Annotated in this window: 14 protein-coding genes; 11 read left to right on the forward strand and 3 right to left on the reverse strand. The window is 42.1% G+C overall.

Annotated features, from left to right (window positions below):
- The first annotated feature begins 6 nt into the window (after positions 1-6).
- Entirely contained in the window at positions 7-576 is a 570-nt protein-coding gene (locus tag EJ361_RS08205; RefSeq protein WP_126245007.1) for a hypothetical protein, read from the forward strand.
- A gap of 434 nt (positions 577-1,010) precedes the next feature.
- Here EJ361_RS08205 and EJ361_RS08210 read toward each other — a convergent pair whose 3' ends face one another.
- From EJ361_RS08210 to EJ361_RS08220, 3 genes are read right to left on the reverse strand one after another with little or no spacing between them, the layout of a single operon-like run.
- Positions 1,011-1,487 carry an antitoxin Xre/MbcA/ParS toxin-binding domain-containing protein gene (locus EJ361_RS08210; protein WP_126245008.1) on the reverse strand — a complete coding sequence of 159 codons (477 nt, stop codon included), beginning with the start codon at positions 1,485-1,487 and terminating at the stop codon, positions 1,011-1,013.
- A 6-nt stretch (positions 1,488-1,493) separates the two neighbouring features.
- Positions 1,494-1,712: a hypothetical protein gene (locus EJ361_RS08215; RefSeq protein ID WP_126245009.1), complete on the reverse strand. Its 219-nt coding sequence runs from the start codon at positions 1,710-1,712 to the stop codon at positions 1,494-1,496.
- Between the two features lie 33 nt (positions 1,713-1,745).
- Positions 1,746-1,973 carry a hypothetical protein gene (locus EJ361_RS08220; protein ID WP_126245010.1) on the reverse strand — a complete coding sequence of 76 codons (228 nt, stop codon included), beginning with the start codon at positions 1,971-1,973 and terminating at the stop codon, positions 1,746-1,748.
- Between the two features lie 338 nt (positions 1,974-2,311).
- Between EJ361_RS08220 and EJ361_RS08225 the strand changes: the two genes are divergently transcribed.
- From EJ361_RS08225 to EJ361_RS08270, 10 genes are all read left to right on the forward strand, one after another.
- Positions 2,312-2,542 (forward strand): helix-turn-helix domain-containing protein, encoded by a 231-nt coding sequence (locus tag EJ361_RS08225; protein WP_126245011.1) that lies wholly within the window; start codon positions 2,312-2,314, stop codon positions 2,540-2,542.
- 122 nt (positions 2,543-2,664) lie between these two features.
- Positions 2,665-4,611 carry an AAA family ATPase gene (locus EJ361_RS08230; protein WP_126245012.1) on the forward strand — a complete coding sequence of 649 codons (1,947 nt, stop codon included), beginning with the start codon at positions 2,665-2,667 and terminating at the stop codon, positions 4,609-4,611.
- Complete coding sequence (locus EJ361_RS08235) at positions 4,608-5,213, forward strand: hypothetical protein (RefSeq protein ID WP_126245013.1); 606 nt, start codon at positions 4,608-4,610, stop codon at positions 5,211-5,213. The genes EJ361_RS08230 and EJ361_RS08235 overlap by 4 nt, the downstream gene beginning before the upstream one ends.
- Positions 5,214-5,242: 29 nt before the next feature.
- Positions 5,243-6,274, forward strand: a complete 1,032-nt coding sequence (locus EJ361_RS08240; protein ID WP_126245014.1) for a hypothetical protein — start codon at positions 5,243-5,245, stop codon at positions 6,272-6,274.
- Positions 6,275-6,283: 9 nt separating this feature from the next.
- Complete coding sequence (locus EJ361_RS08245) at positions 6,284-7,543, forward strand: DNA methyltransferase (protein ID WP_126245015.1); 1,260 nt, start codon at positions 6,284-6,286, stop codon at positions 7,541-7,543.
- Between the two features lie 53 nt (positions 7,544-7,596).
- The gene (locus tag EJ361_RS08250; protein WP_126245016.1) at positions 7,597-8,349 is read left to right on the forward strand and encodes a Fic family protein; all 753 of its coding nucleotides are present in this window, start codon (positions 7,597-7,599) and stop codon (positions 8,347-8,349) included.
- Positions 8,336-8,869 carry a hypothetical protein gene (locus EJ361_RS08255; RefSeq protein WP_126245017.1) on the forward strand — a complete coding sequence of 178 codons (534 nt, stop codon included), beginning with the start codon at positions 8,336-8,338 and terminating at the stop codon, positions 8,867-8,869. The genes EJ361_RS08250 and EJ361_RS08255 overlap by 14 nt, the downstream gene beginning before the upstream one ends.
- 120 nt (positions 8,870-8,989) lie before the next feature.
- A complete protein-coding gene (locus tag EJ361_RS26130) occupies positions 8,990-9,298 on the forward strand; it encodes a DUF6922 domain-containing protein (protein WP_126245018.1) in 309 nt (102 codons plus the stop codon).
- A 255-nt stretch (positions 9,299-9,553) separates the two neighbouring features.
- On the forward strand, positions 9,554-10,885 hold the full coding sequence (locus EJ361_RS08265; RefSeq protein ID WP_126245019.1) for a Fic family protein: 1,332 nt from the start codon (positions 9,554-9,556) through the stop codon (positions 10,883-10,885).
- Between the two features lie 1,574 nt (positions 10,886-12,459).
- On the forward strand, positions 12,460-15,429 hold the full coding sequence (locus EJ361_RS08270) for an RICIN domain-containing protein (protein WP_126245020.1): 2,970 nt from the start codon (positions 12,460-12,462) through the stop codon (positions 15,427-15,429).
- Positions 15,430-15,530: the final 101 nt, after the last annotated feature.

Here is a 15,530-nt window from a genome sequence, read left to right on the forward strand (position 1 = left end):
TATTTTATGGATGAAATGTTTTTAAATATAATGTCGAAGGATCTGCATCAGATCCGGGAAGACATAGGCCACCAGACTGAGACGATTTCGGAAATCAAAATCGCTGTGATAAAGGTGGAGGTTTTAGATCGTACTGCCAATTCGCTGCTGAAAGAACTCCAAGCGTCGTCCCGTGATGCGGGACAATTATCGCAGGACATTAAAGGAGTGCAGGGGCTTGTGGGACAACTCCGGCATGATTTGACGAAGCCATTGCAGCATGAGCATCACCACCATTTTTCCAAAATCTTGTGGGCAGCTTTCGCATTGCTGATTGGATTTTCAGTCGCCGTAGGTGGTTGGTTTCAATCTTTCAAATCAGGGCGGGAGTATAGGGATGCAGATACCCAAATTCGTTATCTGCGCCTTTTGCCGGAGGACTCGCTTTATTCCGCCTTAATACGTGCGGAGAAATTGGTGAAATCTGATCCGGAAAGTGTGAGGGATAGCGTTCTCCAGGTTGAAGAAAACCGGGAGCGGTATTGGCAAATGGTTCGGGAGGCGGAAAGGCTAAGGGAAAAGGGATTTGGCCGCTGACCTAAATACAGGGGAGGATCTTGGTTATAGTGATTTCTTTAAATAGGGGATGGCGGGGATTGATGAGGTAATTTAACTGGTGACGCCAATGAAGGGAAGGGAACGTGGCAACGAGGGCTTTCCTATCTTGCAGGAATTGCCGCGCCTTCGCGCCGGGGCTCCCGCTGAATATACCACCACTCGGGTCGATTATTGCCTCATCGTGGACCGTGGAAATCCAACAGTGGTCCGGCAGCCGAAATTCTACCAAATGGAGATTGAGGGACAATTTTCCCAGCGTTCGATGCCCGCAGCTTTCCAGAATTGCGGATGCGATAGAATCGAAGGCGCAAAAGAAGGGGTGCTTCCCATTCGAAACGCATCCAAGTAGCGGGTTATTTTCCAGTTGGAATACAAGGTCTTTATGAGCGAGGCGGTAGAGTTTCATGATGATATTAGAATTGTCCGATACATAGACGATGTAGTCTTTTCCGCACTTCCAGCACGCCGGGATGGGTATTGAGGATATCGATCGGGCGCTGATCCAGCAGGGTTTCGTTGGGAGTGGTGAGCCATTCGAGCAGAAGTTCGTGTTCTCCGAATACATCCAGACCGTAGCAATACAGTTCCAGCAGGATGGCGATCCGGTCACTCATCATTCGGCTGAATGTCTGATCTAATTTCCGGAGGAAAAGGGTGCGCGTAGTTACTCCCATCGTTGCGGCGAGTGTGTCATAATCGAATTTTAATATTTCCTTCAGGCAAACGAGTTGCCTTTTGGTTATTCCTGTCCGGATGATCTTTTCCCGTTCGATGAAGGACAAGTTGCGATAATAGCTAATAAAGTCCTCCGGGTAATCGGGGATCTGGCGCTCGGTTTTTAGGGGACGGCCGCGGCGGCGGGGCTCCTCGTTTGTGGGTGTATCTTCCATAACCAGTTATTTAGCGATTTTACGGCGAAGCTCGTCGGCCATCTCCCAGCCGATGCCTTTGATGGTTTCCAATTCTATCGGGCTGAAGCTGGCGGGGCTTTTCTGTTTTCGCTGGAAAGTGGATTTCCGCCAGGCCAGTTCCTTGCAGACTCGCTTCCGGAACTTGTCGTCCAGGTCCTTAAAATATTGCGATACCGCTTTCAGTTCGTTTTTCTTGTTTGTCATATAGCGTCGGATTAATGAATGATGGATCTAATTTCAGATGGAGGAGGCTTTTAAAATGACAGTTATTGGGGTCTCCCAATTATTTTTCATCTCTTGGAATAGGAGCTCGCCGTCGTTGAACGGGAGGCGGGAGATGGGAAGGGCAGGCGAGAACAGATCCCGGCTACCGGTGATGTAGATAGTAATATGGGAGATTCCCAGTGGGAGGAGAAGCCTGGCTAACTCCTCTACCTTTTCCTTGATGTTGGTGGATTTCTGCATAAGGCCGGTTTTGGGGGTTGAGGTACCGGCATAAAAAAGGCGCGGTACTCAACCTGCCGCCCAGACCCGCGAGGATTGGAACACGGACAAGAAGAGCCCGCGCACGAACGCGGGCAAGCCTTCCTCTCGTGTTCCTTGTTTCGCGGGTCTGGAACGAGAATTCGGGCTATGCGCTTAATATCTTAAAGCTGCAAAGCTAATATTTTCCCCAGGCATTTTTTGAGGATGCCTTTTGGGGGAATTATAGCTCGAATATACGAAATATTTTGATTCCCTAGTCTATAGGCGTGTAAATTTATTCGCGGGGTGCCGTTGATTCGCCCCAAATCCTTTTACACATGGAATTGGCACCAATTGAACAATATGTAATCGATGCAGTTAGGGAGCGGAGAAAGCAATTAGGTATTTCTCAGGAACAGCTAGCTCACTTGTTAGGCTATAGTGAAGGTTTCATAGCAAATATAGAAACTCCAAAACGAGCTTCGAAATACAACCTTCGGCATTTGAATGAACTTGCTAAGATAATGCGTTGTTCTCCAAAGGATTTTTTACCTGAATTACCGTTGTGAAATTTAGTGACGTATTGGTTTTATTCTATATTTTAATTATATTGCTATTTCTGCTATAACCCCAATTTACTTTGATATTATGAAAATGCATGGATTGACCCAATCGAAATTATACTTATGAGATGAAGAACTACTATTTTCCAATAATAAGAAAGCTAGTAATAAATGATTTTACACTTTATAAAAAGGTAAATCAAGTTTCAATTGATTTACCCAATGGGGTTTTTTGTTTAGTAGGGGCAAATGGGCTTGGGAAATCGACCTTTATTAACATTCTAAATTTTGCATTAACCGGTATAGTTAAAAGGCCAGATTCGGACTTTAGTCAATTTGGAAGTATTCCGCAGTTCTATACGAAAAGTAAGTCATTTGCACCTATTTACTTTGATCGCCGGATAGATGAGAACTATCGTTCTGTCGCCAACGTTACCGTCGAATTCTCTGTCAGAAACACTATTTATACTGTTACTCGAAACTTTTTTAGCATCGATGCGATTGAGTCATTATCGATAATAAGAGAGAATCAAAACTTGGTTGAAGCCAACACTGTAACAGAAGGTGATTTAGATAGTTTTTACAAGAAGACTTTGGCTGAGAATATTGGTCTGGGAGACTTTGAACAATTTGTATTTCTACAATTTTTTGTATTTACGTTTGATGAAACACATCAATTATTATTTTGGGATAATTCATTGATGGAAAGGGTGTTATATCTATTTTTTAATTTAGATCCATCCAAGGCCAAAATTGCAGATCAGTTGCGAAAGGAAATTACCGCAACGGAATCATCAATGAGGAATTTGCAATGGGATGCTACCCAAAAAGGTAAGGAGCTAGCAAGTTTATTAAGTCAAATTGAAGACTCTGGAAATTCCAATGCAGGAATCCAGGAAGAAGATGTTAAGCAATACCAAGAACTCTCTGGTAGGCTCAATGATACATTAGATATGATACAAAATGTGGAAAGTGAATTAAAGGAGTGTGATTTACTTTTGGCTGATTACAGACTTCGTATGTCCACATTAAAAAGTGAATATGATTTATTGTTTAACTCTTCATTCAATAGGGATGCAGCTTTGGAGAAAGATCCTGCAATCATTGACTTACTATTTAAAATTAGACATAACGTTTGTGATGGTGTAGATCCCACTCCTCTATTTTCCGAAATAATTAAGATTATTTGGGAAACAAAATGTATCAAGAATAGTAATTTGGACAGTGAGGAGCAATTGGCCCGACTTAGAAGTATTGATGAAGATATATTTTCTAAGACCTCTGAGCATGACAAAATACAGAAACGTAAGGATCGATTAACCGAGGATTATAAGCAGTACCGAAATAAGGCGAATGAAATTAAGAGTTTGATGGATGAAATTGAGCAGGCGAACGAAAATTTTGTATTGAGTTTATACAAAAATACCGCAACTACAGATTTGTCAGTACTTGTAACTAGCATGCGATCCCATATTGATAGAATTTTGCAGATCAAACAGGAGGAGAGCAAAAAGAGAGACTTGAAAAGAGAAGAGTTGAAGATTTTAGAAAGAGAACTTAATCAAAAGTACGTTGAAGCTGAAGAGAAATTTATGCCCATTTTTGTTGATTATGCGAGGAATTTTCTAGGGCTTGATGTTAATGTAAATATCCAGACATATGCAAAAGGAGCTACTTTAATATTAGAAGTAAATGATTCTCTACGAAAGGAGAAGTATCAGTTGTCTGAAAGCCAACGCTATTTTATTGATATTGCACTTAGAATGGCTTTGATTGAATATTCCTCTGAAAAGGCAGTTATTTTAATTGATACCCCTGAAGGCTCGCTCGATATTGCCTATGAAAGTAAGGCAGGTAAAATGTTTGCGGACTTTACTAAGAAAGATTATAATCTACTTATGACTGCCAACATTAATTCGTCCATGCTTTTGATTCAACTTGCAACGCAGTGTGGATCAGGGCACATGAAACTTGAAAAAATGACTGATTGGACATTCCTTTCAGAAGTCCAGCAACAGGAGCAAGCGTATATGCAAGAAGCCTTTCAGAGAATTGAAGAAATACTAGAAGGATGATATCATCAATTGGCATATTTGATTCCCTATATGTTGGAGCTAAACTTCAAGAGAAGCTTGGAGATTTTTCAAGTTATGAGGTGCAATTATTTGGGTATCTATCATGTTTGCTTTCTCTTTACAATGGTAACCCAATTTCAAATTGGGGCTATGCATTTATAAAAAATGATTTGGGCTCACCTTATAGTAAAATATTGGATGAGTCATTGGAAGCTTTATTAATAAAGGGGGATATGGAGAAAGATGAAGGTGGCTTTATGAAATTGAGTGATACTGGTCACGTTTTACTCAACAATTATTCTTCCTTCCCAAGTAACAGAAACAGAATCACCTCCTTAGAAGCCGCTTGCAAGAGCATACAATTACTTCCATATGGTGTAGTTAAGGATTCAATATCAAAAGAGCCAATAATGAATTATGCCAATCAACATACTAACAAAAGATTGTTGTCCGATCAGGATGGACCTGCATTTTCTATTTTATATGATCAATTTGAGATGTTGAAAAATGCACTTGGTGGTTCACGAGACAATCTAGTTGTTCCAGCGGTCGTCTGGCTTGAATATTTGGCTGAGAAGAAAAAAACTAGTGTTGCATTATGATTCTAACAAAAGAGCAAGATCTAGCGTTCATGAAAAAGATTGCAGAAAAATCTTTTTCAATTTCGATTCACGATTCTTATGGGGATGAGGGTGTAACCTGTTTACCATTAGTTACAGATGCGATATCTACCCTGTACAAATATATTGACCTGAATGAGAAGTGCGACATACTTGTATTTAAATCTTTCAAGTCCTCATCAATTTTACCTGTTAAGTATTCTGGTAAAGTGATAAAGGTGTCGGATTTTGCTTTCTTTTCGGCAAATAGTTCTTATACTTTTGCGGTGGAAATCGTCAGTTCAGAGGAGATTTATGTTCTTTATGACACTGCGATAGATATACAAGGGATAATTCCAGAAGCTGTAGTTTATCGATATGCTCAAGGACAAGAGTTTGTTTATTGTTTAAAAGGTCCAGTAAAGCTTGAAAGACCTCCTGATATTTCGAGCTATTTTGCATTTCCTACTTTTAGAAGCTTAGAGAACGCATTTCAGCATTATTATTTAGCTAGGGCTAGAAAGTCTACATGCCCTTTTTTGAAGCAGGCGTGGATAGATGAAAAGCAGATCTTTTTCTCTCCAAAGCCTGAAGAGAAAATGCGAAAATCATTATATGACTTTTTGTCATTGTCTGTTAGGGCGGAGGTGCGGGAAGAGCAAAATGTCAATGATACCGAGCCCGTAGATATTAAAATTACATGGGGATTTTCGAGTCATATTGCATTAATTGAGATTAAATGGTTAGGGAAGTCAATTGAAAGGACAGGGGGAGAAAAGTTTAATCAAATTTATACGGATTCAAGGGCAAAGTCAGGTGCTAAGCAATTAGCTGACTACCTTGATCAGAATAAATTGAATACAAGTAGGAACGTTACTAAGGGGTATTTAGTTGTATTTGATGGAAGGAGATGGCAAACTTCAATTACCACCACGGACTTAGACCGCAATAATGGATATCATTTTGAGAATAAGGAAGTGAATTTTGACCCTGATTATACAGCGCAAAGAAGCGATTTTGCAAAGCCGACGAGATTTTTTATGGAGCCAAGAATTTCAAATTAATATTGGAAGATGATTAATGTGAACCATGATTTGACTAATAAAGGTTATTCTAATTATGAAAATACAATGTCTGTGCCCAGGCATAGATGGTATTTTTATAAAGAGGGGTTTTCTCCTCTTTTAGTAGAGAAGGCCATCGAGGTTGCGAATGTCAAACCAGAAGAATTGATAATTGATCCCTTTAATGGAAGTGGAACAACAACTTTAACATCGTCTTTATTAGGTTTTCGTTCAACTGGTATAGAGGTGAATCCATTTACTTCATTCTTATCAGACGCGAAAACAAAAACGTCATCAACTAATGAAATTAATAGATGGAGGGATTCGTTAATGTTAGCGAGCCAAAAGAAAGCTAGTTCACCGTTAATGGGATATTCTACTTTTTCAAAGGCGCCGGGGTTGGAGAAATGGCTTTTTAACGATGATGTATTGATGGCATTTGAAGGAGCATGGGCAAGTACTTCAGATGTAAAATCCAGAGACTTGAGAAAGTTATTGCGACTAAGTTTGATTTCATCCGCTATGCAAAACTGTAACGCAAGGCGAGATGGGAAATGTATGAAGTATAAAGAATCTTGGAAGCGCCTTGGATATGATCGAACAAGCTTTCAAGAAAGGCTTTTTCAGAATATAGAAGTTATTAAAGAAGATATAAATAGTACAAATATAAAGAAGGCTCCACAGATTATTAACGGCGATTCAAGGACAATTCTTAAAACGGATAGATCAATTGATCAATTTAAACTTTGTATAACATCACCGCCATACCTCAATACGTTTGACTATACTGATATATATAGGCCAGAGTTGTTTTTAGGGAAGTTTGTCAAAGACACTCAGCAGTTATACGATATTCGGTTGAAAACTGTTCGTTCGCATATTCAAGCAAAATGGAAGTCTCCAGAGCAGTTGGATTTCGGATTATTGTTTCAGCAAGTTATGAGTCATGTAAACGCGAATAGAGACGCCTTAATGGATAAAAGCATACCTACGATGATTCAAGCCTACTTTGAAGATATTTATGGTGTACTTAAGGAGTTGAGATTGAAGGCAAGTAAAGATGCTCAAGTTTGGTTTGTTGTTTCCAATTCGGCATATGCAGATTTAGAGGTGCCGGTGGATCTAATAATTGGTGATATTGGTGCTAAGGCTGGGTGGTTTTTGCAAGAAATTGGAGTGTTAAGATATTTAAAACGGAGGAAGACTAAATACAGTCCCAGTGTTGAGAATCTGCGTGAAAGCGTAATTGTATTTTCTGCGGGCAAATAGAATTTTTCATATTGAATTAGGTGTAAGCTTAATAGTATAAGGAGGAACTAAACATGCTTTTAGAGCAATTATTATCAAGGATTAATCATCTCATCAATATGATTGATGAGAATGTAATTTCAACTGTTGCTATTTTAAAAGCCTCGGAGAAATTTCGATTAGACTGGGGGTTTGATCGATCAGAAAATTCGACGGATGAGTTTAATATTGGAGCAACACAAGCTGTAATAATTAAGGGGTTAGTTGATGATCAACATAAAGTTAATAGAATTCCCCTAGGAGTGTCTGAGAATAAGTTGATACGCAGTTTGGTAGACGGAGTTATTCGAAATAGCGAGTTGTCGATAACAAAGTTAAATTCGATTCATCAGGCAATTGTCGAAGGTGGAGGAGTTTATAGATCTGAGCATGTTGAAATTGGGGATAGCAAAGGTTCATTAAGGTTTGCCGAGCCAGGACGGATAGAGAGTGCACTGAATGATTTAATTAAATGGTATAATGCAAATAAACATAGCCCAGACTATCATCCCGTGATATTGGCCGCCGAATTTCATTATCGCATTGTTTCAATACATCCTTATGCAGACGGCAATGGGCGGCTTGCGCGTATCGTGAGTAGTTCAATTTTATTGAGTAGTCGAATTCCTCCTCCTGTATTTACGGAAATTGAGCGTAAGATATACATTGATAGACTTAGGAAAGCAGATAACGGTGATCCAGAAGGATGGTTTTTGTTAATTGGAGAGAAAGTAATTGAATCGCTTGAATCCCTACTAGATGAAATCCGAAAAGATGGAAAACTTTGAAGAATCGATGAAGAAGCTCTTTGACAGGGCTCGTCAGAAGAAGTCGTTAGAAAATAAGCTTAGATTGCTGGAGATTTCAGCAAAGGATATCTGCCTGAATATTGATCAGCCAATATATGGTATTGCGACTTTCTTGGCAAGAGCATTAGCTGCATTTTATGGAAACGTTGAATGTACAATAGAAAGAGAACACCATGGGTCCATAAGTTTTAACGCAGTTACAGATGGTTGCCCGGATTTATTGAATTTAATAGATGGAATTGAGCCGCAAGCAGTAATTAATGTAACTTTTGCAGCCAAAAATCCTAATCCCGAGTATTTTATTAAACCTATAGCTGAGTTAGTGCGATTTTATTTTGAAGCAGATTGTTACCATATGGTATATTATGTTCAAAACGCTGAAAAGTTGAGGTTTACTTTTAACTACTCAGAAAACATTTCTTCAAAATACATTTTATTAATGCGTAATGAATTGTCTACCAGCATATATGCTAGATTGGAGGCGATGATTGACCAATAGGTTAAATAAGTGAAATAAATCAAAGCAATTAGCTTCGGTCAATTGGTTGCAATTTTCGTGTCGTATTTATCGCTACATTGGGGCAGATCGCAATCTATAGAAAAATAGTAACTTAGAGGTGTGCGCAAAGTAGCAAACATATCAACAATTTTCCCTAAGCATCTTTTTTGGGATGTAAGGGTTGACCAATTAGAACCCGATAGAGATCAAGATCTCATTATTCCTCGCGCTTTGTACATGACAAACGAAAAGTCCTTTGAGGACGATATTTCCAGGTTGGAAATCTTTTATTCCAGCGACGAAATCGTCCGAAACCTCAAATCCACCAAAGAGAGAATTAGCAACCGCGTTTGTGAGATGGTGGCCCACCGTTACCATATTCCCCCTTTCACAGATATTCCCATCGATAAGAACGTACAATCAAACTGAAAAGGCTGTTTTCGTTACAGTTCTTCAAAGCTTTAAGTGAGAACTTTTTTTGCTGATTTTGTATTAACAGTTTTCTTGCGTAGTTTTCTATAAAGAATGGAATATACGCAATACATTGATAAGCAACATGTTAGTTGGTTCATTGTGTATTATCAAAAGCAATTTGCTCCTAAATTTTGCTATTTTAGGAAATTTAGGGCGATTTTAAATGTTTTACATTCTAAAAACTCCTAGTTTTGTAAAAATTAGGAGATAATGAGAATACCTGAAGGCCCGCCAATTATACCCAAGGATTTTGTTTACTCTGAAGTCCTTTCTCAGTTAATAGAGATAAAGAAGTTCCAGGAATTTTTAGAAATTAACGACAACAAATATTATTACTGGGAAAAGTGGAAGTATCTGGCAGATGACTGGAATTTGGATGCCAAAAAGCTTTGGGCCGCTGTAAAAACTTGGCGACTTTCAAACAAAAGGCTCTACATTTCGTCCTTGCCTAAGTTCCAATTTCTAGTCGGGTCACCATCAATTGTGCAACAGGCTCTTCATGCTTTTGATATGAACCTAGGCGGCTCCTTGCAGGGGGATAGCATTATACCTTCAGAAGACAGGGATCGTTATTTAATTAGTTCATTAATGGAGGAAGCAATTGCTTCAAGTCAGTTGGAAGGGGCTGCTACAACGCGGAAAGTGGCAAAGGAAATGTTGGAGAATAACCGAAAACCCAAGAATACTTCTGAACAAATGATTCTCAATAACTATGAGGCAATGAAATGGATAGTTGAGAATAAGAGTAGGAGTATTACTAAAGATACAATTCTTCAAATTCATGCGATACTTACGAAAGACACGCTTTCAGATAAAAGCGAAGAGGGAGCAATTCGGAAAAGTGATGATATTAATGTAGTAGATGTCCAAACAGGGAGATCAGTTTATACGCCCCCACCTGCAGAACAATTGGAGCAACTGATGGAGGACTTTTGTCATTTTGCTAATGATAAAGAAAAGTTGAATTTTTTCATGCATCCAATCACAAAGGGGATTATTCTTCACTTTCTAATGGGTTATATTCACCCATTTGTAGATGGTAATGGAAGAACTGCAAGGACAATCTTTTATTGGTACTTGATTAAAAAGGGATATTGGTTAATCGAGTATATGTCGGTATCACGTGTAATACTTAACTCAAAGGCTCAGTATGCTCGTGCCTATTTGCATACAGAGCTAGATGAAAATGATTTGACATATTTTATCATTTATAATCTCCGTTCGATAAATATTGCAATGGAGGATTTGAAAAGTTATATCCAGCGAAAAACTGCAGAAAAACAGAATATAATTACACTGCTTCGCAATACGTCTTTTAATGACCGACAAATTGGATTAATTCAAGAAATATTGAAGGATTCCACAGTTTACTTTACTGTCGCTCAAGTTCAAAACAAATTCGGAATTAGCAATCAGACTGCCCGAAATGACCTCGCTGGGTTAGTTGAAAATGGTGTTCTTGAAGAACGTAAAAGCGGAAAACGAAGCCAATTTTTGCCGCTACCAAATTATTTCAGAAAATTGGAGAAGGCGCAAAAGTAAAGATCAATGCGGGAATTTCGATAACGATTTCCTGTTTAAAGACCTCCAGGTTAGCCTTAGTCACCCAAAGTTCGAACTTGTCCGCCTGGGTAATTCACTATTTTTAGCCTTAATTTCCCTCGCCGAATAGGTCTTTTCGGAAAGGATCGAACTGGTTCCTCGAGACATGGTTTACGGTTTTGGGTGGTTATAATCTTCCGGGAAGACCAATTTTCGAAGATTTTATGAACCGTTCCATAAAGCCCGGATTAAGTAAAGTTAAATCCGGTATTGAATTGAAATTCAATTAATTATGCATTCTGTATCGGGAAGTAAAAAACAAAATATCAATAAGCATTGATAAGGAAATCCTCTCATTTCATTAAAAATGAGAGGATTTTTGGTTTTAGGATGTTTTGCATTTCCCGATATTTTGTTTTGTTACATTTTGTCCGGCGATCAAATTTCCGGAATCTTGACTATTGGGTCGGGCTCGTTTAATACGTAGGAACGGCTCCTGGTTATCAATAAAAGCACTATAGACCTGTCTGGTACGGAAGTGCGTTTGCTGCTCATTTTCGCACTGTAGCCTAACCAGACCATAGCGAGTAGCCGGTTGCAAAGATATATGGGAAGGCGAAGGCGTAATTGTGGGGCGTAGCCTGGATACGTTTAATTCAAAGCGTATAAAAAAACTGGAACCTGATCCTGATATCAACATTGTTGCTGTGCGCGGAAAAGGATATAAGCTTAAAATTAGGGCGTAAGAATCGTTCCAATTGTTGATAGCCGATGTGCTTTTTCTGCAATAAACCTGTTTTTCATTGTGCTGCCAGTATCCGTATTTACCAACCCGCGCACCCAATCCGAACACAGTTGATATCAGCCGCCATGGTCGTCCCAATAGTTAGCAATCATAACTATTATTTACTCCCTATACACATTATGCACGTAGAAATCCTCCCAATTAACAAACTAGTTTGTGATTACTGGATATTATGTTAATGCGCCCCGACAGCATGGTGTGAGCAGATTTTATCCTTACATTTAGTTATTAACCAATACACCTCTTATGAAACTCGCGAACCCCAGCACGGCGCCCTCCGTGTCTCTAGCCATCAAGGCAAATCAATTTTATATTATGACGGCCCCTCAGCGGCAATCCTGGAACCACCCCAAACCCTTACGTGGCGAGTGCGGGCCCTGGTCCGGATTATAACGTGACGATGGAACAATGGTCGCCGGGTAGTACCGCGCAAATGTGGGAATTTCTTGATAATGGTACCATCGTCTCCATTGCTTATCCGGATATGTTGTTGACTACAACCTACATTGGCCCCCCTCAAATGGGAAGCGTCAACCTGATGTCGCCAATTGACCTGTACCAGGGGCAGGACTGGAAACGCGACGGCGGCTGTCTGACGACAGCGCCACTATATGGAAGCAATTTTGTTTTCGCGCTGAATGCGCCTTCCTCACCACAAAATGGGGATGCGGTAACTTCATTTGAGTGTGACGGGTCGACAAACGAACTATGGTACCTGGTTCCGGTCCAGACCTTACCTTCCACAACCTGTTTTTACCTTCAGACGGAAATGCCTGATGCAAGCGGAGACAACGCCGTCTATGTTATCACCGTCCCCGGTACCGCTCCCACGGCTGGTACGCAGGTGGTAATCGACGCCCTGCAGCCAGGGTCCCTCAACCAGCTGTGGTTTGTTGACGCCGATGGATACGTTGTGAGCGCACTCAACAAAAATTGGGGGCTAACCACGACTACAGGCAACAAACAACCGATCACCGTATCGCCCCTCGGCACCGATCTTCAGTACTGGAACCTGTTACCTAACGGTTGGCTGGCCATAGGGAATTCAGGTGCAGTATATTTCGCCAACGTGTCTGGTGGAGGAAATGCTTCGGCAGGCGCCGTGGTTATTGCGTATAATGCCACAGTTAACAGCAATGCCATATGGCGCGTAATACCTCACCGACCGGAAGGGCTATGGTTTACAATCCAGTCTGCTACCTCCGCGCCCGGCACAGCACCCGGTTCCTTGCTTACCTTAGCCGAAAACGGATCGATCTGCGTGCAGCCACCCATGGGCGGCCCCAAATTGAAGAACGGCGCGGCGGCCATCAACCAGCTATGGAAAAGGACACTGTCGGGCAATATCGTAAACGCGCTGATCCCCAATATGGCGCTCACCGCCGGAACATCGGGCGCCCTTGCCATGAGCCAGCTGGAGGCAGGGAACGACAGTCAGATATGGAACTGGGGCAACGGCCAATTCATCGTAGACAGTCAAACGAATCAGAAATTACCTGCAGGCTCACTTTCGCCATCGCAAGGGAACACGATACTGTCCACTTCGGGGGGAGCGGGGAGCGGGGTCAGTCTTACATCCGCACCAACTTCAGGAGTTACCGATGGCGAATTGTGGTTTGTGCTGCCACATGCGATGCCGTTTGAAACCAGCACCACCATCCGGAATGCAGGTGACGGTAAAAGCCCGGGATTGTTTTTGTCGTTGTTAAACGATCCGGATGTGAACGGCGGCTACAAAGTACAGGTAGGCGCAGCGCAGAACGATCCTACTGCTACTATTTGGCAATATCAGTATCCCGGTTACATCGTCAACAGCGCAAACGATAACATCGTACTTTCTCTGGAGCCGGAAGCCAACGGTAATCCTGTAGCGCCGGCTTACACCAATACCGTAGTGGCTTACGCGCGGATGCCGAAACCAGCACTGTTCCAACTTTGGGACGTAACGGCAGAAGGCCTGATCGTTAACAGGAATAACGGACAAGCCCTCGCCATTCCGATCCCCGCTTCCACGCCGGTGGCAACTTCCAGCGTAGTTACCGCTGCCATCGCTACTGATATGAAAACTGCCTATCAGTATTGGGAGTTCGCACCGGGCATGGCATTACAGACCGTTTTGCAGCAGCCTTCATTGCCTTTCCCTGCCTTTGCCAGCGATTTGGAGACCGCTTATCAAAAGATCAGCGCAAAGCTCGGGATCCCGGAAGGCGTACGTACCCAATACCTCAACCTCGCGGCGCCGCTGACCACCTATCTGTCTGAAATGAATCTCATGCTGACGGGTATGTTGTTTGAAAGTATGCAATCAGGAGGGAAGACGCCGGCGCAGTCGGAGATTCAGAATTGTGGTAACGTAATTGCGCGGCTCAACAAGGAAATCACCTCGGTAATGGCTGTTCAGCAATTGTTCCAACAGGCTACCACGGTTTACCTTTCCCTTAGCCAGGGCCAGGTATTGACGCTCGACGAACTCATCACGGCCAGCTCGCTTCCCAATGGGATAAATACCAAAGTGCCGCCGCCTCCCCCGAAAAAGAAGAAGAAAAGCTGGATCGGGGATCTCATAGAAGGAATTACCTATACCGCGCTGAACGTTGCCGGCAGTTTTGTCGGAGATCCCGAGGCCGGGAAAGAAGTTTCAGGTGCAGTAGGGATCGTAAAGGATGGATTCCCATGCTTCGCTAACTTAATGGCCACCGGTTTTACTACTTTTCAGGCAGCGCAACAGTCGCCGGGAGCCAACGAATCCAAGGCGCTCGCAAAACTGAAGCAGGCGGAAATCGATTTTTACAATTACGAAATGACCGTTGCCGGCTTGCAGCGAATGTTGCTGGCCGAATTTGAAGCCCTCGGCACCGCGCTGGGACAGGTAGAAACGGCGATTCTGGCAGACTGGGGAAAGATGCAGGCGGTTTACGATATGATCCAAAATACGACAGACATGTATTCGCTCTACTGGCCGTCTACCATGACGGCGATGGACACCAGCCAGATGTTGCAAACCTATGCACTTAGCGTCCTGAAAACATTGATCCCCGCCAATTCCGGCTACAAGAACTACGCCACGATGCACATGAATTACGGCTCGCTCGTCAGCAAAGGATGGAATAACGGAAACTACTATATGGATAACGCCGACGCAACCCAAAACCAATATTCGACCAACATCGCAGATAATGTATGGAAACTGGCGCTCAGCAACGGAATGAATGTGGTCAGCTATTTCAAGGGATTGGACGGTTGGAACGTACCTGTGGATTATCAGGGCCTGCTGACATATGATGATAGTAATAGTGTCCCTTCCGCGGCAACCATCATCTTCACCTTCGAAAACCTGACCAATGTTGAACTGGAGCTTCAATTGACCCTCAATAACCTTGTTGGTACAGGATGTGATACCGCAACTAACTTCCCCCTGGTGAAGTATACGATCCCTGCCTACGGCGCGCAACAATTCGCGGGTGGCGATTCCATCGAGGGCACCGATACCAATATGGTGTGGGGCCATGGCTTAAACGGGACCAACCCCGGAATCGAGATCCTCGCCGGCGGGAATTCGATCTTCACCGTAGGCGTTGATAATTCCTATGGAAATACGCTCTATGAAGAGATTGCGGACGTTCCGTTATGCAGTTATACTTTCCCCAACCCAACCATTACTGCGCCGTACAATTATACGCTCACGCAATGGGACGGGCCGTCGGGAATGGTGTTCGTGAAAATCGTCATCATGGTGTAATTATTCAGAAACCCATCAAAAATCTATCCCGAAAATGCCTGGTGCCATCCAGGCATTTTCATTTTGAGGGAGGGATGCATTTGTTAATCTAATATAATGCA

The organism is Chitinophaga rhizosphaerae (assembly GCF_003958645.1).
Taxonomy (GTDB): Bacteria; Bacteroidota; Bacteroidia; order Chitinophagales; family Chitinophagaceae; genus Chitinophaga; species Chitinophaga rhizosphaerae.

Coding starts and splice junctions, on each gene's coding strand:
- EJ361_RS08225 (WP_126245011.1), top strand. CDS start 2,312: ATGGAATTGGCACCAATTGAACAATATGTAATCGATGCAGTTAGGGAG.
- EJ361_RS08255 (WP_126245017.1), top strand. CDS start 8,336: ATGGAAAACTTTGAAGAATCGATGAAGAAGCTCTTTGACAGGGCTCGT.
- EJ361_RS08250 (WP_126245016.1), top strand. CDS start 7,597: ATGCTTTTAGAGCAATTATTATCAAGGATTAATCATCTCATCAATATG.
- EJ361_RS08245 (WP_126245015.1), top strand. CDS start 6,284: ATGATTAATGTGAACCATGATTTGACTAATAAAGGTTATTCTAATTAT.
- EJ361_RS08265 (WP_126245019.1), top strand. CDS start 9,554: ATGAGAATACCTGAAGGCCCGCCAATTATACCCAAGGATTTTGTTTAC.
- EJ361_RS08210 (WP_126245008.1), bottom strand. CDS start 1,487: ATGGAAGATACACCCACAAACGAGGAGCCCCGCCGCCGCGGCCGTCCC.
- EJ361_RS08215 (WP_126245009.1), bottom strand. CDS start 1,712: ATGACAAACAAGAAAAACGAACTGAAAGCGGTATCGCAATATTTTAAG.
- EJ361_RS08230 (WP_126245012.1), top strand. CDS start 2,665: ATGAAGAACTACTATTTTCCAATAATAAGAAAGCTAGTAATAAATGAT.
- EJ361_RS08240 (WP_126245014.1), top strand. CDS start 5,243: ATGAAAAAGATTGCAGAAAAATCTTTTTCAATTTCGATTCACGATTCT.
- EJ361_RS08220 (WP_126245010.1), bottom strand. CDS start 1,973: ATGCAGAAATCCACCAACATCAAGGAAAAGGTAGAGGAGTTAGCCAGG.
- EJ361_RS08205 (WP_126245007.1), top strand. CDS start 7: ATGGATGAAATGTTTTTAAATATAATGTCGAAGGATCTGCATCAGATC.
- EJ361_RS08270 (WP_126245020.1), top strand. CDS start 12,460: ATGCCTGATGCAAGCGGAGACAACGCCGTCTATGTTATCACCGTCCCC.
- EJ361_RS08235 (WP_126245013.1), top strand. CDS start 4,608: ATGATATCATCAATTGGCATATTTGATTCCCTATATGTTGGAGCTAAA.